26 protein-coding genes are annotated in these 20266 nt (G+C 62.4%); 14 read left to right on the top strand and 12 right to left on the bottom strand.

Annotated features, from left to right (window positions below):
• Nucleotides 1–11: 11 nt before the first annotated feature.
• Both AB7813_RS09515 and AB7813_RS09510 read right to left on the bottom strand, forming a co-directional pair.
• A complete protein-coding gene (locus tag AB7813_RS09515) occupies nucleotides 12–1178 on the bottom strand; it encodes an FAD-dependent monooxygenase (RefSeq protein ID WP_439083179.1) in 1167 nt (388 codons plus the stop codon).
• A 9-nt stretch (nucleotides 1179–1187) separates the two neighbouring features.
• Nucleotides 1188–1433 carry a zinc-finger domain-containing protein gene (locus AB7813_RS09510; RefSeq protein WP_089265655.1) on the bottom strand — a complete coding sequence of 82 codons (246 nt, stop codon included), beginning with the start codon at nucleotides 1431–1433 and terminating at the stop codon, nucleotides 1188–1190.
• A 229-nt stretch (nucleotides 1434–1662) separates the two neighbouring features.
• Here AB7813_RS09510 and AB7813_RS09505 point away from each other — a divergent pair, with 229 nt between their 5' ends.
• The 4 genes from AB7813_RS09505 (at nucleotide 1663) to AB7813_RS09490 (ending at nucleotide 5135) form a co-directional block, all read left to right on the top strand.
• Nucleotides 1663–2871, top strand: a complete 1209-nt coding sequence (locus tag AB7813_RS09505; RefSeq protein WP_439083180.1) for a hypothetical protein — start codon at nucleotides 1663–1665, stop codon at nucleotides 2869–2871.
• Between the two features lie 65 nt (nucleotides 2872–2936).
• Nucleotides 2937–3689 (top strand): alpha/beta fold hydrolase, encoded by a 753-nt coding sequence (locus AB7813_RS09500; RefSeq protein ID WP_093756324.1) that lies wholly within the window; start codon nucleotides 2937–2939, stop codon nucleotides 3687–3689.
• A gap of 225 nt (nucleotides 3690–3914) precedes the next feature.
• Nucleotides 3915–4742, top strand: coding sequence for a serine O-acetyltransferase (gene cysE, locus AB7813_RS09495; RefSeq protein WP_439083181.1), 828 nt, complete (start codon nucleotides 3915–3917; stop codon nucleotides 4740–4742).
• Between the two features lie 174 nt (nucleotides 4743–4916).
• A complete protein-coding gene (locus tag AB7813_RS09490) occupies nucleotides 4917–5135 on the top strand; it encodes a DUF3126 family protein (RefSeq protein WP_068736180.1) in 219 nt (72 codons plus the stop codon).
• Nucleotides 5136–5209: 74 nt separating this feature from the next.
• Here the strand turns inward: AB7813_RS09490 and AB7813_RS09485 are convergent, their stop codons facing one another.
• Together AB7813_RS09485 and AB7813_RS09480 are read right to left on the bottom strand one after the other, a co-directional pair.
• The gene (locus AB7813_RS09485) at nucleotides 5210–5860 is read right to left on the bottom strand and encodes a response regulator (protein ID WP_089264924.1); all 651 of its coding nucleotides are present in this window, start codon (nucleotides 5858–5860) and stop codon (nucleotides 5210–5212) included.
• Complete coding sequence (locus tag AB7813_RS09480) at nucleotides 5857–7236, bottom strand: histidine kinase (RefSeq protein WP_439083182.1); 1380 nt, start codon at nucleotides 7234–7236, stop codon at nucleotides 5857–5859. Before AB7813_RS09480 ends, AB7813_RS09485 begins: the two co-directional genes overlap by 4 nt.
• 194 nt (nucleotides 7237–7430) lie before the next feature.
• Between AB7813_RS09480 and AB7813_RS09475 the strand changes: the two genes are divergently transcribed.
• The 3 genes from AB7813_RS09475 to AB7813_RS09465 are packed head-to-tail and all read left to right on the top strand — an operon-like array spanning nucleotide 7431 to nucleotide 9437.
• A complete protein-coding gene (locus AB7813_RS09475; RefSeq protein WP_439083183.1) occupies nucleotides 7431–8192 on the top strand; it encodes a MotA/TolQ/ExbB proton channel family protein in 762 nt (253 codons plus the stop codon).
• A complete protein-coding gene (locus AB7813_RS09470) occupies nucleotides 8189–8827 on the top strand; it encodes a hypothetical protein (protein WP_175365773.1) in 639 nt (212 codons plus the stop codon). Before AB7813_RS09475 ends, AB7813_RS09470 begins: the two co-directional genes overlap by 4 nt.
• A gap of 4 nt (nucleotides 8828–8831) precedes the next feature.
• Nucleotides 8832–9437, top strand: a complete 606-nt coding sequence (locus AB7813_RS09465; RefSeq protein WP_439083184.1) for a hypothetical protein — start codon at nucleotides 8832–8834, stop codon at nucleotides 9435–9437.
• A 1060-nt stretch (nucleotides 9438–10497) separates the two neighbouring features.
• Here the strand turns inward: AB7813_RS09465 and AB7813_RS09460 are convergent.
• Nucleotides 10498–11205: a hypothetical protein gene (locus AB7813_RS09460; RefSeq protein WP_439083185.1), complete on the bottom strand. Its 708-nt coding sequence runs from the start codon at nucleotides 11203–11205 to the stop codon at nucleotides 10498–10500.
• Nucleotides 11206–11434: 229 nt separating this feature from the next.
• Between AB7813_RS09460 and AB7813_RS09455 the strand changes: the two genes are divergently transcribed.
• Both AB7813_RS09455 and AB7813_RS09450 read left to right on the top strand, forming a co-directional pair.
• On the top strand, nucleotides 11435–11764 hold the full coding sequence (locus AB7813_RS09455; RefSeq protein WP_093762015.1) for a DUF6949 family protein: 330 nt from the start codon (nucleotides 11435–11437) through the stop codon (nucleotides 11762–11764).
• Between the two features lie 48 nt (nucleotides 11765–11812).
• The gene (locus AB7813_RS09450; protein WP_089264916.1) at nucleotides 11813–12343 is read left to right on the top strand and encodes a gamma carbonic anhydrase family protein; all 531 of its coding nucleotides are present in this window, start codon (nucleotides 11813–11815) and stop codon (nucleotides 12341–12343) included.
• Nucleotides 12344–12461: 118 nt separating this feature from the next.
• On the opposite strand, the gene AB7813_RS09445 is transcribed toward AB7813_RS09450, so the two are convergent.
• Genes AB7813_RS09445 through AB7813_RS09435 form a run of 3 tightly spaced genes read right to left on the bottom strand, consistent with a single transcriptional unit; the run spans nucleotide 12462 to nucleotide 13172 of the window.
• Entirely contained in the window at nucleotides 12462–12635 is a 174-nt protein-coding gene (locus tag AB7813_RS09445) for a hypothetical protein (RefSeq protein ID WP_439083186.1), read from the bottom strand.
• Nucleotides 12604–12882, bottom strand: coding sequence for a hypothetical protein (locus AB7813_RS09440; RefSeq protein ID WP_439064309.1), 279 nt, complete (start codon nucleotides 12880–12882; stop codon nucleotides 12604–12606). The genes AB7813_RS09445 and AB7813_RS09440 overlap by 32 nt, the downstream gene beginning before the upstream one ends.
• 8 nt (nucleotides 12883–12890) lie before the next feature.
• The gene (locus AB7813_RS09435; RefSeq protein WP_093762019.1) at nucleotides 12891–13172 is read right to left on the bottom strand and encodes a hypothetical protein; all 282 of its coding nucleotides are present in this window, start codon (nucleotides 13170–13172) and stop codon (nucleotides 12891–12893) included.
• A gap of 108 nt (nucleotides 13173–13280) precedes the next feature.
• Between AB7813_RS09435 and AB7813_RS09430 the strand changes: the two genes are divergently transcribed.
• The 3 genes from AB7813_RS09430 (at nucleotide 13281) to AB7813_RS09420 (ending at nucleotide 14394) form a co-directional block, all read left to right on the top strand.
• Nucleotides 13281–13577, top strand: coding sequence for a hypothetical protein (locus AB7813_RS09430; RefSeq protein WP_439083187.1), 297 nt, complete (start codon nucleotides 13281–13283; stop codon nucleotides 13575–13577).
• Between the two features lie 155 nt (nucleotides 13578–13732).
• Entirely contained in the window at nucleotides 13733–14089 is a 357-nt protein-coding gene (locus AB7813_RS09425; RefSeq protein WP_439083188.1) for a hypothetical protein, read from the top strand.
• 65 nt (nucleotides 14090–14154) lie between these two features.
• Complete coding sequence (locus tag AB7813_RS09420) at nucleotides 14155–14394, top strand: hypothetical protein (RefSeq protein WP_309944839.1); 240 nt, start codon at nucleotides 14155–14157, stop codon at nucleotides 14392–14394.
• Between the two features lie 249 nt (nucleotides 14395–14643).
• On the opposite strand, the gene AB7813_RS09415 is transcribed toward AB7813_RS09420, so the two are convergent.
• The 3 genes from AB7813_RS09415 to AB7813_RS09405 form a co-directional block, all read right to left on the bottom strand.
• Complete coding sequence (locus AB7813_RS09415) at nucleotides 14644–15267, bottom strand: transglutaminase-like cysteine peptidase (RefSeq protein ID WP_093762025.1); 624 nt, start codon at nucleotides 15265–15267, stop codon at nucleotides 14644–14646.
• 331 nt (nucleotides 15268–15598) lie between these two features.
• Nucleotides 15599–16213 (bottom strand): PilZ domain-containing protein, encoded by a 615-nt coding sequence (locus AB7813_RS09410; RefSeq protein ID WP_093762168.1) that lies wholly within the window; start codon nucleotides 16211–16213, stop codon nucleotides 15599–15601.
• A gap of 149 nt (nucleotides 16214–16362) precedes the next feature.
• Nucleotides 16363–16920, bottom strand: coding sequence for a PAS domain-containing protein (locus AB7813_RS09405; RefSeq protein WP_439064305.1), 558 nt, complete (start codon nucleotides 16918–16920; stop codon nucleotides 16363–16365).
• A gap of 588 nt (nucleotides 16921–17508) precedes the next feature.
• Between AB7813_RS09405 and AB7813_RS09400 the strand changes: the two genes are divergently transcribed.
• Both AB7813_RS09400 and AB7813_RS09395 read left to right on the top strand, forming a co-directional pair.
• Complete coding sequence (locus AB7813_RS09400) at nucleotides 17509–18282, top strand: rhomboid family intramembrane serine protease (RefSeq protein WP_231080204.1); 774 nt, start codon at nucleotides 17509–17511, stop codon at nucleotides 18280–18282.
• 237 nt (nucleotides 18283–18519) lie between these two features.
• Nucleotides 18520–18948, top strand: coding sequence for a CBS domain-containing protein (locus AB7813_RS09395; protein WP_093762031.1), 429 nt, complete (start codon nucleotides 18520–18522; stop codon nucleotides 18946–18948).
• A gap of 11 nt (nucleotides 18949–18959) precedes the next feature.
• Here the strand turns inward: AB7813_RS09395 and AB7813_RS09390 are convergent, their stop codons facing one another.
• Nucleotides 18960–20012 carry a patatin-like phospholipase family protein gene (locus tag AB7813_RS09390; protein ID WP_170849844.1) on the bottom strand — a complete coding sequence of 351 codons (1053 nt, stop codon included), beginning with the start codon at nucleotides 20010–20012 and terminating at the stop codon, nucleotides 18960–18962.
• Between the last annotated feature and the right edge of the window lie 254 nt (nucleotides 20013–20266).

The raw sequence follows: 20266 nt of genomic DNA, 5'->3' as shown, positions 1-20266 counted from the left end.
GCCTGTCAGGATCAGAGTTTCCAGTCATAGATCCAATCCTGCCGCGCCTGTAGACGCTCTGCACCGAGCGCGCGCATGGCGAGGTCGCGCGCCAGCGCCATGGGGCCACGCAGATGATAAATCTGGCCGGATTGCCGGGCGGTGCGCTGTATCAGGCCGACGCGTGGCTGGCGTAGCGCGGCGTAGCGCGCCAATGCGGGCGCGATCGCTGCGGCATCGTGGCCAGCGGCGGCAAGGCACTCCGCCAGCACCGCCGCATCCTCGATGGCCATGCCCGCGCCTTGCGCGGCGAAAGGCAGCATCGCATGGGCGGCATCGCCGAGCAGCGCCACGGATCCCTCGTGCCACATGCCGCCGTCCGGCATCGTGAACAGCGGCCAGCGCCGCCAGTTATCGACGCTCTCGATCATGGCGCGTGCATTGGCGGGCCAGCGCGACGCTGCAAAATGTTGGCGGATCTCGCTGGCGTCGCCGATGTCGCTGCTGCCCAGCTGCATCGCGGCGCCGGGCATGATGGCGACCATGTTGATCCGCTCGCCCGATGACACCGGATAGACAACGAGATGGCCTTTCGGCCCCATCCAGAGCTGGACGCCATGGGGGACCAGGTCGCTTTTCAGCCGGCTCGTTTCCAGCGTCCCACGCCAGGCGATGAGACCGGAGAAGTGCGGCTGCGTTTCGGGAAACAGTTGCCGTCGCACGAAAGACCACGCGCCATCGGCGCCGATCAAGGCCAGCACCGACTCGCCGTTGACGATGATACCGGCGGGCGTGGCGCGGAGGTTGTCCACGGGACAACTGAGGCGCAGTTCAATGTCGGGATGCGCGATGACCGCGCCGAGCAATGCCGATTGCAGATCGGCGCGATGCACCAGCCAGTAGGGTGCGTCATCGCGGGCGCTGCCGAGTGGCAGGCGGATCACTTCGCCGCCGCTGCGCGCGGTCATGATGCTCACACTGGCCGGCGTCGTGACATGGGGCGCAAGGCGTGGTTGCAGGCCAAGGCCGATTAGTATGCGGGTCGCATTGGGCGAGAGCTGCAGCCCGGCGCCGGCTTCTTCAAGCCGTCCGGTCTTCTCAAGGATGAGGACACGAAACCCTTTAGTGGCCAGCGCCAGCGCGGCCATCAGTCCGCCGATGCCCGCACCAGCGATGACGATGGTGCGCGGCGCCGTCACGGCCGGAAATCAGGCAACCTTGTCTTTCACCACGCATTCCGGCGGACGTGACTGGCCGGCGCCGAGATCGGCGGCAAAGCGATACAGGGTCGAGCAATACGGGCAGATGATCTCGTTGTCGTTGCCGAGGTCGAGGAAGACATGCGGATGATCGAACGGCGGATTTGCACCCACGCACATGAATTCCTGCGAGCCGATCTCGATGATCGGAACGCCGGCGTCATTGTGAAAGTGCGGAACCACGTGGTCGGACATCTTCTCTACCTTTGCTCGCAACAGCCGCGGGCGTATGAACCGGCGCGCCATTCAGTGCGTCGCACCATACTGGTCCGGAACCATGATTCCTAGACCGCGCAGGGGTCATTCATTCGTACAAATTCGACACAATTCGGGTGTCTCCGAATAGCCCTTCTTTCGTCGGGGCAGTTGTGTCCACGGTGTGACGCACCATTTCTAAAGAGGTGCAAGGATAGGGTTTCCCGCCATGTGGTTCCGGCTCGACACAGCTTTGACGGGGGTAGCGGTCTGCGCGACCGCCGGCCTGCTGTTGCTGCCGCATGCGCGCGACGCCGGTGCCGTGCTCGCCGCGCAGGACGACCCCGTCGCTCTGGCCGATGCGCAACTCAGCTCTGCATTGCGGAATGATCCCGCGGTGCTCGCCCGCAATATCGAAGACGCGCTCGCGGCCAGGGATGCGGACCTCGCCAAGAGTTTTGCCGACGTTGCGGCTGCCAGAAATGTTCAACTGCCGGACGATCTTTCCAAGCGTGTGACGGATGCGGTTGCGGACGAGAATTCCGCCTCCCATTTCGCCAGCCGCTTTGCGACTGGCTTTGTCACCGGCACTGCCGACGATGTCGGCAGCCTGTCGGGTACCGTTGCCGGCGATCTCTTTGTGTTCGGCGATATTCGCGACGTGGTGCGCGAGGGCAAGCACATGGCGATGGGTGAGGACACCGATCACCTTATTCTCGGCCTTGCTGCCGCAGGCCTCGCTGTTACCGCCGCGACCTATGTCAGCGTTGGCGGTGTGGCTCCCGTGCGTGCCGGCCTCACGCTGGTGAAGGATGCGCGTAAGGTCGGGCGGATCGGCGAGGGACTCACCACCTGGGCGGCGCGCTCGGCGCGCGGCGTGGTGGATGGGCCAATGCTGCGCGCTGCCGTGGCCGATGCCTCGCTGCTGCGCCCGGGCCAGACCATCACTGCGGTGAAGGCGGCGTTCCGCACCGAGAAGGCCGGCGGCATCGTGCGTCTCGCCGGAGATGTCGGCCGTGTCGGCGAGAAGGCCGGCACGCGGGGCGCGCTCGATACGCTGCGTATCGCCCAGAGCCCGAAAGATGTCACGCGCGCGGCGCGTCTGGCCACGGCCAAGGGCGGCCAGACCCGCGCGATCATGAAGATGTTCGGCCGCGGCGCGCTGCTGCTGGCGGCTGGCGCGTTCAATCTTTCGATGTGGGTGTTCTGGGCATTGTTCGCGCTGCTTGGATTTGTCGTGTCGATCAAGGCAACCACCGAGCGCATCACCTGGTCGTGGCTGCAGCGCTCCAAGGCGAGGCGCGCGCGCCGCGACCTGGCGGTACGACAGGATGCTCTGCTGCAGGACATCTCACGCAAGGACGCATTACTCAGGGACATGGCTCTCCGCCATCCCGCGCCGGCTCACTCACTGGCGCCGGTGCTCGTCCACGGGTAAACTGCGCGCTTCCCACCACCATCATTCTCTCAATCACCCATCTCTCAATCGTAACGGAATTCTGGATGCCGAGCTTTCACAACGGCGCTGTCGAAATTGCTTATCTCGATGAAGGCGAGGGCGATCCGATCGTTCTCGTGCACGGCTTTGCATCGAGCAAGAACGTCAACTGGGTCTATCCGACCTGGGTGTCGGAATTGAAGAAGCACAATCGCCGCGTCATCGCGCTCGACAATCGCGGCCATGGCGATTCCAGCAAGCTCTACGATTCCGAACAATACAGCATCGGCGCGATGGCCGCCGACGTGCGCGCGCTGCTCGCGCATCTCGGCATTTCCCGCACCGACATGATGGGTTATTCGATGGGCGCGCGCATCACTGCCTATATCGCCTATAGCCATCCCGAATTGATCCGCAGCGCGATCTTCGGCGGTCTCGGCATTGGCCTCATCAAGGGCGGCGGTCCAGGCGAGAATGTCGCCCTCGCGCTCGAGGCGGACTCGCTCGACGACGTCACCGATCCCGTCGGCCGCACCTTCCGCGCTTTCGCCGATCAGACCCGCTCTGATCGCCGCGCGCTCGCAGCCTGTCTGCGCGGCTCGCGCCGGCTGATGACGAATGAGGAAGCCGCCGCCATCAAGGTGCCGCTGCTGATCGCGGTTGGAACGACGGACGAGATCAGCGGCTCCGCGCAGGAGTTGCAGAAGGTCATCGCCGGCTCAGAAGTGCTGGATATCCCGAACCGCGATCATATGCGGGCGGTCGGCGATCGCGTTTACAAGGAAGGCGTGCTGGATTTCCTGTCCCGCCGCCCGTGATGACAATTGGCGAGGGGCGCACCTTGTTTTGATCACACGAGCGCCCACTTCTGATGCACGCCCGGTTTGTGGGCGGGGGGGGTCGTCCCGGGAATGTCTGCGCTTTCAATGTGTTAGCGGGATATTTCCGGGTAAGCCACCGTTCACGATGGCAGGAGCCGTGTCACGACAGCGACGCGTCTTGTGCTATAACCGATGCACTATTCAGGAAATTGCGAGTCCGCCATGGCCGTGCAGAGCATCAATCCGCAGAATTCAAAACTCGCAACGCTGGATCCGATCTGGGATCGCATCCGTTCCGAGGCGGAAGACATCGTCCATCGCGAGCCTGAACTCGCATCCTTCATCTATTCGACCGTGCTGCATCACAACCGTCTGGAAGATTCGGTGGTGCACCGCGTTGCCGAACGTCTCGATCATGCAGCGCTCTCGGGCGACCTGATCCGCCAGACCTTCGACGAAGCGCTGCGCGACGAGCCGGATCTGGGCAATGCGTTCCGCGCCGACCTCGTCGCCGTGTTCGACCGCGATCCTGCCACCACGCGCTTCATCGATCCGCTGCTGTACTTCAAGGGCTTCCACGCCATCCAGGCGCATCGTCTCGCGCATTGGCTCCACAAAAAGGGCCGCAAGGACTTTGCGTGGTATCTGCAGAGCCGCTCGTCGGCGGCCTTCCAGACCGATATCAATCCCGCCGCCAGGATCGGCCGCGGAATCTTTCTCGATCACGCGACCGGCTTTGTCGTTGGCGAGACCGCTGTGATCGAAGACGACGTGTCGATCCTGCACGGCGTGACGCTCGGCGGCACCGGCAAGGAAAACGAGGACCGCCATCCGAAGATTCGCCACGGCGTGCTGATCGGCGCCGGCGCCAAGATTCTCGGCAATATCGAGGTCGGCCATTGCGCGCGCATTGCCGCGGGTTCCGTTGTCGTCAAGCCTGTGCCGCACAACGTCACCGTGGCCGGCGTGCCAGCGAAGATCGTTGGCGAAGCCGGCTGTTCGGAGCCGTCGCGCACCATGAACCAGATGCTGAACGCGATCGGGCTCTGATTTTCAGGGGCTGAGACTTCTGGGCTTGCGATTTGCAAGCGCTGATATTGCACGCGTTTTCGTTCACTTGTGGGATGGCGTGATTTTTCGAGAAACGGCCTAGCCGTGGCCGTCATCTCGCATTAAAGCTTCTCTCCATCAGCTCAACAGACATCAACTGCATTGGAGACACCTGTGGACGTTCAGGAAGTCAGAAAGCTCGACGCCTATCTCAAGCGCGTGTTCGGCAACCAGAAGCTCCGCGTGGTGCCGCGCCCGAAGAAGGACGACTCCGCCGAAGTCTATATCGGCGAAGAATTTATCGGCGTGCTGTTCGTCGATGACGAAGACGATGATCGCTCGTTCCAGTTCCAGATGGCGATCCTGGAAGAAGACCTCGTCGATAACGGCTGAGGAGGCACCTTGCCCCCGCTTGGCGGCGGCGAGATCAGCGCAAGCGCGGGGCCTCGCGCTCTGCATATCACACGCTAGGCCGCGTTGTCCGGCGCGACCAGGCCGGCGGCGGTGGCAAGCCAGACCAGGTGCGCGTCGGTGCGCGCGCCGATCTTCGATTTGATCTGGTAGTGATAATTCTGCACGGTCTTGGTGCTCAGATTGAGCGATGTCGCGATCTGCTCCGTGGTCCAGCCTGACGCCACCAGCCGCAGGATTTCCGTTTCGCGCGGCCCGAGATCTTCCACCAGCGACCGTTCGTTGCCGAGCCGCTCGCTGGCGATTTCCCGCGCGATGTCTTCGCTCAATGCGCGTCCGCCGCGGGCGACGGTGGCGATGGCACGCACCAGTTCGTGCGGCGCGCTGCTCTTTGTGATGTAGCCGCAGGCGCCAGCCTCGAACGCTTTCAGAGCGAATGCAGCGCTCGCATGCATGGTGAATACCAGCAGGCGCGCAGTGCGATCCCATTGCCGGATATGCCGGATCGCTTCCAGCCCGCCGGGGCCGGGCAGCGACAGATCCATGACCACCACGTCCGGGCGCTCTGCCTGATAGGCGCGATAGGCCGCAGCGGCATCCTCGGCCTCGGCGCTCACGCGAAAACCGGCCTGCCGCTCCAGTAGCCGGCGATAGCCTTCGCGCACCACCGGATGGTCGTCGACCAGCAGGATGCTGACGGCGGTCATGCCGCGGCTTGTCTTGGCAGCAGCGGAATCACCGCGGCCACGCGGATACCGTGTGCCGCCGGGCCGATCGACAGGCTGCCGCCAAGCGCTGCGATGCGTTCGCGGATGCCGAGAATGCCGTGACCGGAGGCGGTGTGGGTCTGTGCGGCGTCGCCGCCGCCGTCATCCTCGACACTGACGGCGACGGCGTCGCGGACCTCTTCCCCATGGCTGACGCGGAGATGAACGTGCTGCGGCCGGCCGTGGCGTGCGGCGTTGGTGAGGCACTCCTGCGCGATGCGGTAGATGTTGACGGCGGCTTCTGCGGGGACGGCGGTGAGATCGCCGGTTACGTCGAGGTGAAACACGGCGCGCCGCGTCGTGCTTGCATTCCACTGCGCCACCAGTTGCACAAGGCTGGCCTGCAATCCCAGTTCCTCGAGATCCTGCGAGCGCAGCCGCGCCAGCGCGCTGCGCAGCGTCGTCATCATCTGGCCGATGATGCGGGCGACGGCGCGGGCATCGTCGGCCAGATCGGGACGGGACGGCGTGGCGCCGGCCTCAATGGCTGCGGCGAGCGCCGCGGTGGCGGTGAGGCACTGACCGAACTCGTCGTGCAGATCGCGCGCCAGTGCGCGGCGTTCTTCTTCCTGTACCTGAAACAGTCGTTTGGTCAGTGCGACGCGTTCGGCGGTGGTGGCCGCGAGACGGCCGGCGAGATCGTTGACGGCGCGGGCGATATGGCTGAATTCGGTGGCGCCGAAAGCGGGCAGGCGATGGCGGTGGTCACCATGTTCGAGGCGGCGCAGGCCGCGTACGATGCTCCGGGCCGGCATCAGCGCATGGCCGATCAGGAGGATCGCGAGCAGACTGATGCCCAACGCCATCGCCGCGGCGATGCTGACCATCACGGTCACCTGCCGCCATGCCTGACGCACGGCGGTGGCGGGGTCGACACGGGCTTGCACGGTGCCTGCATCGCGCTGCCGCACGGTAAGCGGCCGCGTCTCCGTGGCATGTGGCCCGAACAGCGCGCCGTAGAGACTGACGAACCATGATGGCGCCGGGCTGCCGATGTCTTCGGTCTGGCTGCACAGGTCGAAGGGCGGCGCGCTGCCGAGCCGGAAGTCAATGCACACGCCTGGCGCGATCACCTTCATGGTAGCAATGGATTTCCAGTCCGGCAGCGGCAGCAGTGCATCGCGGTAAGTGCCGTCGCGCCACAGCAATTCGCGCCAGTACAGGTTCTGCAGGGTTGTCGCGACGCGGTCGGCGGAGGCGGCGGTGTCGGCCTCGATGGTGCGGTGCGCATCGACCAAAATCCATCCGATCGTACAGGCCAGACAGAGCAGCACCACGGCGACGAGACGAAGAACGAGATGTATCAGCAGGCGCATGATCGCATTCCCCGCGGTGAGACATTGATATTAAAGCGGCACGCACCGCGGTCTGGCAAGCGGTTCTGCATCGTTTGGGCAATTTGCCCGGTATGTGGCGGGTGCGATGCCCTTGGAGGCTCAGTCGTACAGGCGGCAGATTGAAGCCAACCGCCGATCGTGATCGGTGAAACAACCAGCAGGAGGGACATGTGGTGAGCCGGCATCATCTCGATCCGGCGGATCGCGCGCCGCTGCTGCACTGGTTGATCTTTACCGGGCTCTGCCTGTTCGCCGCGGTTCTGCTTTGGCACTATGGCCTGGTGCGGCAGATGCTTGCTGTCGATCGCACCTATATCTCGTCAGTGATCGTACTGCTCTATTTCGGTGCGTCGCTGCATTGCCTGTGGCGCCTGATCGCAGTGTCGCGCGAAGCCGACGCGGCGCGGGGTGCAGCGGAGCTATTCGCGGAGGGCGGCCAACGCATCGTCGTGGCCGGCGACGGTGTCGCGATCGACGGCGTCGGTGCGTTACCGAAAGGCCTGATGGCGTCGCATATCCGCGACCTGGCCGTGAAGTCCGCACTGCAAAGCGGGCGACGGCTCGACCAGACGCTGCTGCTGCGTCGTCTCGCCGGAAATTTGCGTGGCTCGAACGGCTTCGGCGGCTTTGCCGGCGACACGCTGATGAAACTCGGCCTGATCGGCACGATAGTTGGCTTCATCATGATGCTGGCGCCGATCGCCGGCCTCGACACCGGCAATCAGGGCGCCATCAAGGCCTCCATGAACCTGATGAGCGAGGGCATGGCGGTGGCGATGTATACCACGCTGGCAGGGCTGATCGGTTCGATCCTGATCCGCATCCAGTATTACATGCTGGAGGACGCGACCGCCAAACTGTTCGCCTTTGCCGTCGGCGTCATCGACGTTCACGCCGTGTCGCTGCTCGAACGTGAAGCGGAGCATGCGAGGTGATCGACGAGTTCGAATTCGCTGACAAGGAAGCGCCGTTCGATCCGCTTGGCGTCATGCTGTTCAAGGCGCTGCAGGTGATCGCGTTCCTGTTCTTCATCGCGCTGCTGGCGATCAAGACCAAGGACGACGAAGGCAAGGTCGATCCCAAGCTGGAGTTTTTGATCACGGTGAGTTGGCCCGACAAGCACCCGGACGACATCGACATGTTCGTGCAGGACCCGATCGGCAATATCGTGTGGTACCGGCGGCGTGAGACCGGCTTCATGGTGCTCGACCGCGATGATCGCGGCGGGCTCAACGATTTCATCATGGTCAATGGCCAGAAGGTGCTCTCGCCGATCCGCCAGGAGATCGTCAGCCTGCGCGGCATCGTGGCCGGCGAATACATCGTCAACATCTACCATTTCGCCGCGCTGACCGGACAGCCAGTGCCAGTGACGGTCAAGGTCGAGAAGTTGAATCCGAAAGTACAGGTGGTGCACTACGACACCGTCAATGTCGATCATGGCGGCGCCGAGACAACCGCGGTGCGCTTCATCATGGACAAGGCCGGCAACGTGACGGAGGTCAATCACGACCAGACATCGCTCGTGCGGATGCTGAACAAGCGGTACAGGGAGCGCAAGGCCGGATGAAGCGATGAGCCTGCAAGCCAGCATTCTCGGTCTGTCATTCGGCTACGTGCTGCTCGGCCTGTTGCTGTTGCTGGCGGTGGTGCGGACGCGGCTGCCGTGGCCGGTGAAGGCCGGCGCGGTGGCGGTGACTTCGGCGTTTTACGTGCTGGTGTTCTTCCGCACCCAGGGCCTGCTCGGCTGGTCGGCGGACGATCCGCTGCCGCCGAACTTCCAGTTGTTGTGGGTGCGCAGCGTCGAGCCCAACATCGCCCAGGGCGAGCCCGGTGCCATCCACATGTGGGTCGAGGCCCTCGACGACGACAATCTCCCGAGCGGGGCGCCGCGGGCCTATCGGCGGCCTTACTCTACCGCGCTCGCGCGCAAGGCCGAGCGCGCACGCACCGAGATCGCCGCGGGTCATCCGCAAGGTGGCCGCGCCGCGCAGTTCGGATCCGGCGAGGGCGAGTTGCCACCAGGGGGACCGCCAGGTGCGTTGTTCGCCAGCGGCGAGCCCGGCGGCGATCCATCCGGCGGTGGCCTGCTGGACCCCGCTTTCATGCGCGGCGACTCCCAGTCCATCACATTCGCCCCGCTGCCCGTGCCCGTCCTGCCAGCCAAAGATGTGCCGTAGCGGCGATGGCCGGCGCGAAGGTTAGCTCCGCGCAGCTCCGCTTGGGGTGGCGGGGAATCCTGATCCAAGCTCGTCATTCCGGGGCGTGCGTCGCCGGCGAAGCCGCTGTAGTGCGAACCCGGAATCCCGGAATGTTTGGCTCTACGGAGGCTCCCATGTCGGGATTCCGGGCTCGGTCCCGTCGCCTGCGGCGCCGGTCCCGCCCCGGAATGACAGTTTGGGGCGCTCCGAACATATTTTCCTATCTCCCGTTGACAACATCCCCGTCAGGTTTATATTCCCCTCCGTCCTGCCCCACCGAGAGGGGCGATCGCGATCGTCACGTTCGCGGGGTGGGATGCGGTGGACGTCGGAGATGCGGCGTCACGCGGTTTGGGGGTGACGTCTGTCTTCGGGCAGGACGGATCTGCGCCAGCACTGCCACTGGCAAGGAGACGGCCCACCTTCGGATGGAAAGACTCTCTGGACAGTGTGACGGACGACCAAGTCAAAACGCGTTCGGCCAAGTGCTTTGCGGCTACCCTGTCCCTCCGCCCTGGGACATTAATTTTGGTGATGGGACCGTTCGCCATGGCAGATGTGCAAGCAACTGAAAAAACACCGCAGGCGGAACGTCGGGCACTTGCTCGGCGCCTCCGAAAGTCCTGATGCACTCTCAATTGCGCATCGCATCAGGCCCAAGGGTGCAACGGGCACCCGGCGTTCCGCACGCCCTCTCACAGGGGGCAGGAATGCAAGCGACGACGGCGCCCCCGCGCCGCAAACAATGGGGGCGATGACGCATGTCTGAAGAACAGTGGCTGTTTGATAGTTGAATCTGAACTAGCGTGACGCGCGCACGCTCAAACCAAACGCCGTCATGCCCGGCGAATGCCGGGTATCCACGCCTTGGCCGCGGAGAAAGGCGTGGATGGCCGGAACATCTAGCGAAGCTCACTTCGCGCTATCCGGCCATGACGACGGAGAGGGTTAAGCAAGATCGTGGGATGGAGTGAGCGCAGGCGCATCGCGCAGACGCTCACCCCACATCCTACGATCAACGCAATCACGACGAGGGCGTTTACCGCAGCCCGCTGAGCTGCGTCGTCAGTCGATCCATCGCATTGCCGACATCGCGCCATTGCGCGAGCCAGCTACGCGGAAAGCGGAAGATGAGATCGGCGCCGCCGATGCGGCGTTCGCTCATGCACATGCCTTCCGTGGCACCGTCGCGCGTGCAGCGCGCCACCAGCGCCGGCGTTGTGCCGAGAAACAGATCTTCATTGCTGTAGGGCGAGTTGTCGCGGAATGGCTGCGTGGTCAAGCCGTCTTCGCTTGATGTCGCACGGTCGATATAGCGCGGATAGATCGTGCGCAGGCGGGTGTCCGGCGAGGTTGCATCGTGATGCGCCGAGATCGAGACGAAGATGCGATCGATCGGCTGTGCGTTCTCATCGAAATTCTCGACGCTGACATGCCTCGGCAGGTTGCTCGCTTCGAGCGAGGGATAGACATAGCTCAGATCGACGCGTTCCTGCGGCCCTGAATGTTTCTGCACCTTACGGCGAAACGCATGGGTCGGGACGTTGAACAGTGTGGCGCCCACGCTCACCGGAATGCGGTCGGGATCGCCGGGCTTCTGGCTCTGCCAGGTTGGCCACAACAGATACGCCACCACTGCGATAGCGGGGGCTGCAAGCGCTGCACCGATCAGCATCGGTACGACGTGGTTGCGGCGGTGGCGGCGCCGCGGCCGCGTCGTCGGGTGGGTCGGAAACAGAAGAGACATGCGCACGCTAAATTGGAACTGGGACGGTGTACCGGGTGGGCGAATCAACCGCGAATATGCCAGCCGATGGTTAACGGCCTCGCGCGCCTCGCCGCAGGCGGTATCCGGGAGCCATGCACCGCACGCGGTTCCCGACCGTGCCGTTAACCCTTTATTAACGTTGTGCTGGCGGGGAGCTTCGCATTTTGCGATGCAGGGCGGTGTTTGTATGTGCCGTGAAAGAGCTTCGATGTCCCCCGATGCGTTGAATTCATTCTTCCAGCTATGCATTGGCTTCGCGCTCGCAGGCGCCATTGCAAGCGCCTATCAGGCCTTTGCCAAACGTCCCCCGAGCTTCAGCCTGCTCCAGCAGGGGCCGTCCCCTGAAGCCTTCGCAGCCGTGCCGCTGCTGGTCTTCACGGCGCCCTTCATCATCATGCGCAACACCCTGCGCAACGGCGCGGCCGAGCAGCATCGCATTCAGTTCGTGATGATCGCGACGGTGCTGTCGGGCATCTGGAGCCTGATGTCGGGCACCTTGATCGTGATGACCCTGGAAGCGCTGGGCATACTGGCCTAAGCGCAAGAATCCGTGGCAGTGTCTCCCGCAAAGGGAGACCACTCAATCATGGCAATCTACGAACTCGACGGGCAGGGACCGGATCTTCCGGCTAGCGGAAATTACTTTATCGCCGACACGGCCGATGTGATCGGCAAGATTCGTTTGCTGGAGCAGGCGAGTGTCTGGTTCGGCGCGGTGCTGCGCGGCGACAACGAATGGATCGAGATCGGTGAAGGCTCCAATGTGCAGGACAACTGCACGTGCCACACCGACAAGGGCTTTCCCCTGACCATCGGCAAGAACTGCACCGTCGGCCACAACGTCATCCTGCACGGCTGCACGATTGAAGACGGCGCGCTGATCGGCATGGGCTCGATCGTGATGAACGGCGCAAAAATTGGCAAGAACAGCATCGTGGGCGCCGGCTCGGTGATCACCGAGGGCAAGGAATTTCCGGAGAATTCGCTGATCATCGGATCGCCGGCGCGCGTCATTCGCACGCTGTCGCCGGAGCAGGTGACGGCGATGGGCAGCGCCGCGCGATTCTATGCGGCGAACGGCCCGCGCTTCCAGAAAGGTCTCAAGAAGATCGGCTAGAGCGTTGTCGAGCGAAGCGGGTACCGGTTCGCATCAAGAAAACGCGTCTCAACAAAAAGCCAGAGCCTCCGTTCTCATTCTATCAGAACCGAGGCTCTCGTTGTGATTACGCGCGCGATCACGTTCCTTCGGACTCATTGGCTTCTGTTTCGCCGGCCACGCGCTCGTGGCCGGCGCTCCATAGCGAATGCTCCTCGGTGCCGTCCTGATAGGGATTGGCCTCGGCAGGAATGCCCTCGCTGGCGGCAAGCTCGCCTTCCTCAAATGGATCTTTTTGCGGATCGTTTGGCATGGGCCTTCTTCCTTGCTGGACGTGATGGGGCGGGGCGCATCGCAGTGTTGCGGCTTGATGCGGATGATGGACCGGCCGCTTTCACGCTCTTGCGGAGCGCATCCTTGAGATCGATCGGAACGCCGTGCTTTTTCAGGAGGTCGGCGAAGGCTTCATCCGCGAGTTCTTGCGTCGTCGCCATGCGGTCGCGACCGAGCTGGATGAGCTTGTCGAGGGTCTCGTCGTCGAAGTCGATCAGCTTGCGCATGACATCTGCTAACTGAGGCCCGGCTTGCGCCAGCGCGATCGCTTGCGCGTCGGGTCGAATACTTTCTCCTGATGGCGATGCAGTGCCTGTGCAACGCCGAGCCGCGCGAAACTGATGGGGCCGCCGTAGTCGGCCGCCTCGATCAGGCAATGCATTGCGGTCTGCCACTCCTTTGCATCGTGTTCAGATGGTGACAGCTGTGTGATGTAAGCGCCGGCGTCGCGCAGCGACACCAGCGTGTTGCCGTCGGGCAATTCGATCGGTTCGCGAAACGGCTTGTCCCAGGACACGCAGGCTTCTCCTCGGCAATGTCAGGGATTCAAGCCGCCGGCGCCAAATTCGTTCCCGCAACGGAACCCGTTTCCGCTGGTCTCGTTGAACGCCAAAGGAGATTTCCAATGGCGCATTCCTCGAAACTCATCGCGACTGTAACGGCTACCGTCCTGTTGTCTGCAGTCGCGGCGTTCGCCCAATCCGGCAGTCCAGGTGGCGGCGCGACGGGCGGCGCTGCGGGCACCAATAGTGCAGGCACGGCGAATGCGAGTGGTGGACGCGCCGCGACCGGGATCACGGCGGGCGCGAGCGGGACCGGACAGGCGTCGCCGGATGGCAAGCCGGCGACAGGCGATGCAGCAGTCGACGCGCAGGATCGTGCCGTCGATCGCAAGGTGAAGAGCATCTGCAAGGGGTGCTAGCGCAACGTTGCGCGACAGGCGTTCAGCAACACACCGTAACCGACAGTCGCGAACAAGTGACGGCTATTGATCGTCACACCGTGGCGGTTCACGAACGAAAGAGCTACATATCTGACAGGGGCGCGCTGTTAGTGACCCGTGACGGAGTGTAGTTGATGTTACGCAAATTGGTGTTTGGTCTGTTGACCCTTGCCGCAGTCGCGCTGGTCGCGCCGACAGCCGCATCGGCACGCGGTGGCGGCGGATTCCACGGCGGTGGATTCCATGGTGGCGGTGGCTGGCATGGCGGCGGCTTCGGCCGTGGATTTCGCGGTGCTGGAATAGGATTGGGATTTGGCCTCGCCGGCGCCGGTCTTTATGGCGGCTACTACGGCTACGGCCCCTATGCGTATTACGGTGGGTACCCCTACGCTTATGGCGGTTATGATGACGAAGGCGGATGTTACATAACGCGTAAGCGCGTACGGACACCGGCTGGATATCGGGTGCGTCGTGTCGAGGTTTGTGACTGATCGGCCTTGAGCGACGCCACCTGATTACCTCGTCGGCTCCAGCATAGCTGTGCTGGAGCCACATCATGGCTGGTCAGATTGTCTGGTACGCGTTTTGCAAAATCGAAACGATGACCATGACCCTCGACATTGCCAATCTCACGCTGCTGTTTGTCACCACCGTCTTTGCGCTGGTGATGGCTTTCGTCTGGATGTTCTGTGAGTTCGAACGCCGGTTCGGGAAGCGGTTGACGGCGATTGCACTCGTGCGCTTCGGCTATCGGCCCGACGGCACTATCGACCGAAACGCAAATCGCCGCGACTAGCGCGGCGATTTCCTTGTCTGTTCGTGTTCCTCGGACGTCAGTCCGGGATCAGTCAGGTACGTTGTACTTCGTCAGCCAAGCCTGCATCTGCTTCCAGGCGTCGTCGGCCGCTTCCTGCCGCAAGCTGCGCGAGCATCACCCCCAAAAAGTTGCGGCCAGCTCTTGGGGGAGAGCTGGCCGCGCGCGATCCGGTCTGGGACGGGGAGGGGTGGGGATGTGACCGGGTCGCGTGTCTCGAATTCGTGTTGTTTAGCGATCCCGCGCGCTGGCCGTAGCCACTGCAGGACGGTTGTCGCCGAGCGAGACCCACACATTCGGATCGCTCTGTGACTGGCGTTTGACGAAGCGGTAGCCGGTCTCGGTCCAGGCGAGGACGTTCTCATTCTGGTTGTCCAGAACGTATTCGCCCTTGTCCGTCTTCACCGTGAGCACCGCGTGGCCTTCGCCCTTCTTGTCACGCACCACGGTGATCAGCAGCGCCTCACGTGGCCAGCCTGCTTCGATCAGCATCTTGCGCTTCAGGAGTACATAGTCTTCGCAGTCACCGTAACCGTCTGATGGCAGCGACCACTTTTCGATCACGCCCCAATGATCCATGTCGGTCATTGGCTTGATGGTCTCGTTGACCCAGCGATTGACCCGCACCAGATCCTTCCACGCAGTCTGCGTGATGACGATATCACGTGCTTGCGTCGCACCGCCGCGGCAGTCGGTCGGATTGTCTGAACAGAATTCGACCCAGCCGATCGGTGCGCGTGTGCTGTCGCCCAGGCTTGCGTAGAGTTTTTCGTTGCCGGCACGTGCCGACGAAGTCACTCCAAGAAGGACTGCTAAAACGGCCAGTCCGAAGTATCGCCCCTTGTTACCAAACATTGTGGCCCCCGTTTTCTTGTTGGGACCATGTTTCGCACAAAGGATTTTCGTCGCCGCTAAATCGCTCAAGTACAATTGAAGCGATTACAAGTAAAAGGCGCGGCGAATTCGAACTATACTTGAATCGAATGCGATTCAAATTTTAGCTAATTGTATTTGATTCAAATTTTACGCGTTAATGGCTTGAATGCTGCAATTCAGGAACTTGCGTGCGCAAAGCGGCGTGAAATTAACCCCTCGCGATCGCGTGCAGATGACGCGCAACGGTATCCGCTGATGCGGATAGCGCCTTCAGGACATTGAAAAACGAGGATCGGGGGCGTTCGGCCGTTTACCGGGCGTTGACGCTGTCTTCGAGCGTCTCTGCCAACTGCTCGTGGAAGAACTCCAGAGCGAAGCCTTCTTCGAGATGGCGGACCACACGGGACTGGATTCGGCCGAGCATGACAATCGAGTTCAGCGGCGGACGTTTCTCTGCCGCGATGGCGGCGCCGGACAGCGACAGGTCGATAATGCGGCCGTTCATCTGGACGCCATCCTCGAGGGTGAGGAGCACCATCGGGTTGCGCGGCACGATGCGGTCGTGGCGGCGGTCTTCCGGCAGATTGAGAATGTCGCGGTTGGCCAGCCAGGTCAGCTGGGCTGCCAGCTTGTCGCGTTTGCGCGGTGTCGCACCCACGGTCATGGCGAAGCCGTTGTCGATGATCCGGGTGATTTTACCTTCGACACGGCCGATATGGTCGAGATAGGCGATGACGCGGTCGCCCACATTGCCGATGCCGGGACCGAGCAGCGCGAGGCCGCCGGGCGACATATTGATGACCTGGCACGGAAATTCGCGGCGATCCGGCAGCATATAGCGGCCAAGCAGGTGCACTTTCACCCGCTGAAAGCGACGGCGTTCTTCTGCAGACGGAAGAATCGATTTTGTTTGCGCGAACGCCATCAGTGTCGTGCCGGTCATGCTGGTCGAGTTTCGACCGACCCTACGGCCCGTAGGGTTAACGCCGCGTTAGCAAATACCGAACTGGCGCAACCAGTTGGCGTGATTGTTCTGCGCGACACTTATAATGAGCAGCGTCCGTAGAAGGCTGCTCAGCGCAGCCCTTCATAGACCATAAGGCCGCGGGCAACCTGCAGTTTGCGCAGGGCGCGCGGCGCAAAGCGCTGCGGCTGGTGGGCGAGATAGCGAAACGACGTCAGCTGGAATGCGCCGAGCCGGCCGCGGACTTCGTACATGGGCGCCAGCAGGCCGGTCAGGCTGATAGGGGAATGCGCGCGCGTCGCGAATGGCAGCAACAGTAGTTCCAGATGCGCCTTTAGACCGAATTCGGTCATTGCGGTCACGCCAGCGACGGCGACGAGCTGCTCCTCGGATACGACGGTGATCATGTCCCGAATCTCGTCGCGACACTCGGGCGCGAACAGCAACGGAAACGGCTGGTTCTTCAGGTCGCGGCCGAGTAGGGCACAAACTCTTGTGCCGGCCACACGGAACGGGAATTCGACGGGCTGGTCATAGGACAGCACGAAGATGTCGCCCAGCAACTCGCGAACGGGGCCGGGTTCCAGCTCACTCCGATCGGGGGCGCGCGCAAAACCGCGTTTGTCGTCCCAATAGGCGAAGAACGCGCGGCTGGATGGATGTTTCATTCGCCTGATCCTGACCCGGCTTGCAGTGGATCGGGGACATTTCTGTCCCGAATCCATCCATCGCTCGCCGCTACATGTTGTGCAGATCAGTCATTGCAGCGTCCATGCCGAAGGCGTGTTTTCCACCGCGTTCGGGCGGGTATCCGCCGTTAAGGTTAAGTTTACTATGATTGTTAGGATCTCATTAACCGTCCGGTTTCGGAGCGGGTGGACCAGTTCGCCGTTAACTCTAAGTTAAGCATGCGCTTGGCAACGCGGGGATTGCCGGTAGTCTCCTGCTCACTCCAGAGCGGAGCGGACTGTCTCCAGCAGTTCGTGACGCGCTTAGATAAACAGGTGGCTGAAAACAGAATTGGTCGTCACGCGGGGAGGGGTGGGGATGTCGGCTCGTCCGGCACACCGGGACATCCATCCGCGGGAAAAGATCAAGACGGACCCGGGAGAGCCTTTCTCAGAGGCTCTCCCTTTTTCTTTTCAAGCGGGTTTGCTGTCCTGCGGTGATCCTGAGCTTGCGCGGTACCGGCAAAGCCGACTATCTGGGGCATCGCTCGCCAGAGCCGCTGACAGGCCGTTATCCCCTTGGACACCTTGGATTCCCCCGCTCCCCCGCGCGAACCGATCCTGACCCTGCCGGGGGCGCTGACGGCCTATGTCGGGTTGCTTGCCGTGATCCACATTATCCGCATGTTGCTGCCGGTGGATCTGGAATACTGGACCATTGAGGTCTTCGGTTTCATTCCGAAGCGCTACGACCAGACGCTGCTGTCGATGCCTTTTCCCGGCGGCAATGGCGCAAAGGTATGGAGTTTCGTCACTTACTCCCTGTTGCACGCCAATCTCAGCCATATCGGCTTCAATGTGTTGTGGCTGCTGCCGTTCGGCAGCGCGCTGGCGCGGCGCTTCGGCGCGGTCCGCTTCTTCATCTTCATGGCGGTGACGGCTGTGGCTGGCGCCGCCGCGCATCTGGTTACCCATGAACACGCACTCGCACCGATGATCGGCGCCTCGGCTTCGGTCTCCGGCGCCATGGCCGCGGCCATCCGTTTTGCCTTCGTGCGCGGCAGCTTCCTGTCGTTCAACCGCGGCGATGCCGATGAGGCGGCACGTGTGCCGGCGCTTCCTTTGTTGCGTTCGTTGCGCGATCCGCGCGTGATCGGATTTCTGGCGGTCTGGTTCGGCGTCAATATCATCTTCGGTGTCGGCTCGATTGCGATCGGCGCGGAAGGGGCGAGCGTTGCGTGGCAGGCGCATATCGGCGGCTTCTTCGCCGGGCTGCTGCTGTTCTCGCTGTTCGATCCTATTCCGAGGTTGCAACGCACGGGTTCGCAAACATCGTCTCCGGACATCTCCGACCTGCATTAAGCGCGTACCGGCTTCTTGCGAGGCCGACGCATTTGATCCATCTTATGTATTCGACAGGTGACTCACGTTGGCAGGTTCGGCCCTTGAGGCCGATCCCGTTCCCGGCGCGAACGGTGTTTCAGTGCGATCACCACATCTGAACGACTGTTGAACTGCGCTGTTACACTGCATCTGTCTGACGACCCTAGAATGAAAGACCGCGCCCGACAAAGGGCATGGTCGACTTAGGAGGCGACAATGACGGTACGTGCAATTCTCGATTCCAAAGGCCACCAGATCATCAGCGTCTCGCCGAACGATAAGGTCTCGTCGGTGGTGCAGATGCTGTCACAGCGAAGAATAGGTGCCGTGCTGGTGATGAGCCATCACCACATCGATGGTATCCTGTCTGAGCGTGATATCGTGCGGGTGATCGGAGAACGCGGCGCCTCGGCGCTGGATGAAGACGTGAGCGCCGTGATGACGCGCAAGGTCATTGGCTGCAAACCGGCCGATACGGTCGGTGCAATCATGGAAAAGATGACGACCGGAAAATTCAGGCATCTGCCCGTTATCGAGGACGAGAAGGTCGTTGGTCTGATCTCGATCGGTGACGTCGTCAAATTTCGCTTGCGCGAATTCGAGCGCGAACAGGAAGCGCTGCGCGAATATATTGCGACGGCCTGAGCCCGCCGCGCTCAACTCTGCGAAGTGGTCGGCTTCTGCGCAACGACGGGTGCAGGCGAGTTTGCCACTTCAGGGGCGAGGATTTCGATCGCTTCTTGAATGGACTCGACAGCGCGTTCTGCGGCACGCGCGCCGAGCGTGATCATTTCTTCGGCGCGGTGGAAATCGAACCAGCCGATGCGGCCAACGCGGGGGGCGATCAGGAGATCCGGCGGATCGCCGGCAAGTCGCGCGCGGGTGATGCGATCCTGCATGATGTTGAAGGCATCGACCATTACGGTAGAGATGCCCGGTCGACCGCCGCCGCCGAAGAATTCGCGCTTCATGGTGCGCTCGGCCGAGAAGAACTTGCTGAAACCGCGCTTCGGCTCTTCGACTTCGATGATGGGCTCGGCCATTTCAGGTCCCGTGCCATGGTCGAAAATCGTGGTCGAATGGCCAAACACGTCATTGCTGAGATTGGCTGCGATGACAATCTCAGCGCCCAGCGCGCGCGCCGCCGATACCGGCACCGGATTGACCAGCGCGCCGTCGACCAGCCAGCGATCGCCGACCAGAACCGGAGAGAAGATGCCCGGCAGCGCATAGGACGCGCGCATTGCATCGACCAGGCGACCATGAGTCAGCCAGATTTCATGGCCGGTGCGCACCTCGGTGGCGACGCTGGCGAATTTCAGCGGGAGATCTTCGATCAGCGTATGGCCCAGCGACGCTTCGAGCTGTGCGGCCAGCTTGTTGCCGCCGATCAGGCCTGAGCCGTTCAGGCGAATGTCGAGATAGCTGAGAATATTGCGGGGCTGCAGACTGCGCGCCCATTCCTCGAGCGTATCGAGGTGGCCGGCGGCGTAGGATCCGCCAACTACGGCACCGATCGAGGTGCCCACCACGACGTTCGGGACGATGCCATGGGCGAGCAAAGTGCGGAGGATCCCGATATGGGCGAAACCGCGCGCCGCACCCCCGCCCAGCGCCAGACCGATGATCGGACGTCGAACGCTTCCCAAACCAGGTTTGTCGCGACCGTTCGCGCCATTCTGGCCGCGCCCCATCAAAATCTCCAGCACACTAAGCTCCTCGACGCCGCCGATATTAAATGCAGCTGCGCCATCATTCCAGACGGTAGCTAATTCATGATTTATGTCGCGTTTGCGAGGTTTAGGCACCAAATGTGACTGCAGAGCGACCCGTTACCGCCCGGTGCGCTGGTTCATGGGGAACCTCACGCGATTGTGGGTCTGGCGGCGGGACAGCCGCGTCAAGGCTTGAATTTGTCGCGTTTTGGGTGAAAAGCATGACCATGACTGCATGGGGCCATGAT

It is taken from the genome of Tardiphaga sp. 20_F10_N6_6 (genome assembly GCF_052076045.1).
GTDB classification, from domain to species: Bacteria; Pseudomonadota; Alphaproteobacteria; order Rhizobiales; family Xanthobacteraceae; genus Tardiphaga; species Tardiphaga robiniae.
The sequence above is the reverse complement of the archived record's forward strand: the minus strand, read 5'-3'. Positions and strand labels throughout refer to the sequence as shown.

Coding starts and splice junctions, on each gene's coding strand:
- AB7813_RS09510 (WP_089265655.1), bottom strand. CDS start 1,433: ATGTCCGACCACGTGGTTCCGCACTTTCACAATGACGCCGGCGTTCCG.
- AB7813_RS09505 (WP_439083180.1), top strand. CDS start 1,663: ATGTGGTTCCGGCTCGACACAGCTTTGACGGGGGTAGCGGTCTGCGCG.
- AB7813_RS09500 (WP_093756324.1), top strand. CDS start 2,937: ATGCCGAGCTTTCACAACGGCGCTGTCGAAATTGCTTATCTCGATGAA.
- cysE (WP_439083181.1), top strand. CDS start 3,915: ATGGCCGTGCAGAGCATCAATCCGCAGAATTCAAAACTCGCAACGCTG.
- AB7813_RS09485 (WP_089264924.1), bottom strand. CDS start 5,860: ATGACCGCCGTCAGCATCCTGCTGGTCGACGACCATCCGGTGGTGCGC.
- AB7813_RS09480 (WP_439083182.1), bottom strand. CDS start 7,236: ATGCGCCTGCTGATACATCTCGTTCTTCGTCTCGTCGCCGTGGTGCTG.
- AB7813_RS09465 (WP_439083184.1), top strand. CDS start 8,832: ATGAGCCTGCAAGCCAGCATTCTCGGTCTGTCATTCGGCTACGTGCTG.
- AB7813_RS09460 (WP_439083185.1), bottom strand. CDS start 11,205: ATGTCTCTTCTGTTTCCGACCCACCCGACGACGCGGCCGCGGCGCCGC.
- AB7813_RS09455 (WP_093762015.1), top strand. CDS start 11,435: ATGTCCCCCGATGCGTTGAATTCATTCTTCCAGCTATGCATTGGCTTC.
- AB7813_RS09450 (WP_089264916.1), top strand. CDS start 11,813: ATGGCAATCTACGAACTCGACGGGCAGGGACCGGATCTTCCGGCTAGC.
- AB7813_RS09445 (WP_439083186.1), bottom strand. CDS start 12,635: ATGCCAAACGATCCGCAAAAAGATCCATTTGAGGAAGGCGAGCTTGCC.
- AB7813_RS09440 (WP_439064309.1), bottom strand. CDS start 12,882: ATGCGCAAGCTGATCGACTTCGACGACGAGACCCTCGACAAGCTCATC.
- AB7813_RS09430 (WP_439083187.1), top strand. CDS start 13,281: ATGGCGCATTCCTCGAAACTCATCGCGACTGTAACGGCTACCGTCCTG.
- AB7813_RS09425 (WP_439083188.1), top strand. CDS start 13,733: ATGTTACGCAAATTGGTGTTTGGTCTGTTGACCCTTGCCGCAGTCGCG.
- AB7813_RS09420 (WP_309944839.1), top strand. CDS start 14,155: ATGGCTGGTCAGATTGTCTGGTACGCGTTTTGCAAAATCGAAACGATG.
- AB7813_RS09415 (WP_093762025.1), bottom strand. CDS start 15,267: ATGTTTGGTAACAAGGGGCGATACTTCGGACTGGCCGTTTTAGCAGTC.
- AB7813_RS09410 (WP_093762168.1), bottom strand. CDS start 16,213: ATGGCGTTCGCGCAAACAAAATCGATTCTTCCGTCTGCAGAAGAACGC.
- AB7813_RS09405 (WP_439064305.1), bottom strand. CDS start 16,920: ATGAAACATCCATCCAGCCGCGCGTTCTTCGCCTATTGGGACGACAAA.
- AB7813_RS09395 (WP_093762031.1), top strand. CDS start 18,520: ATGACGGTACGTGCAATTCTCGATTCCAAAGGCCACCAGATCATCAGC.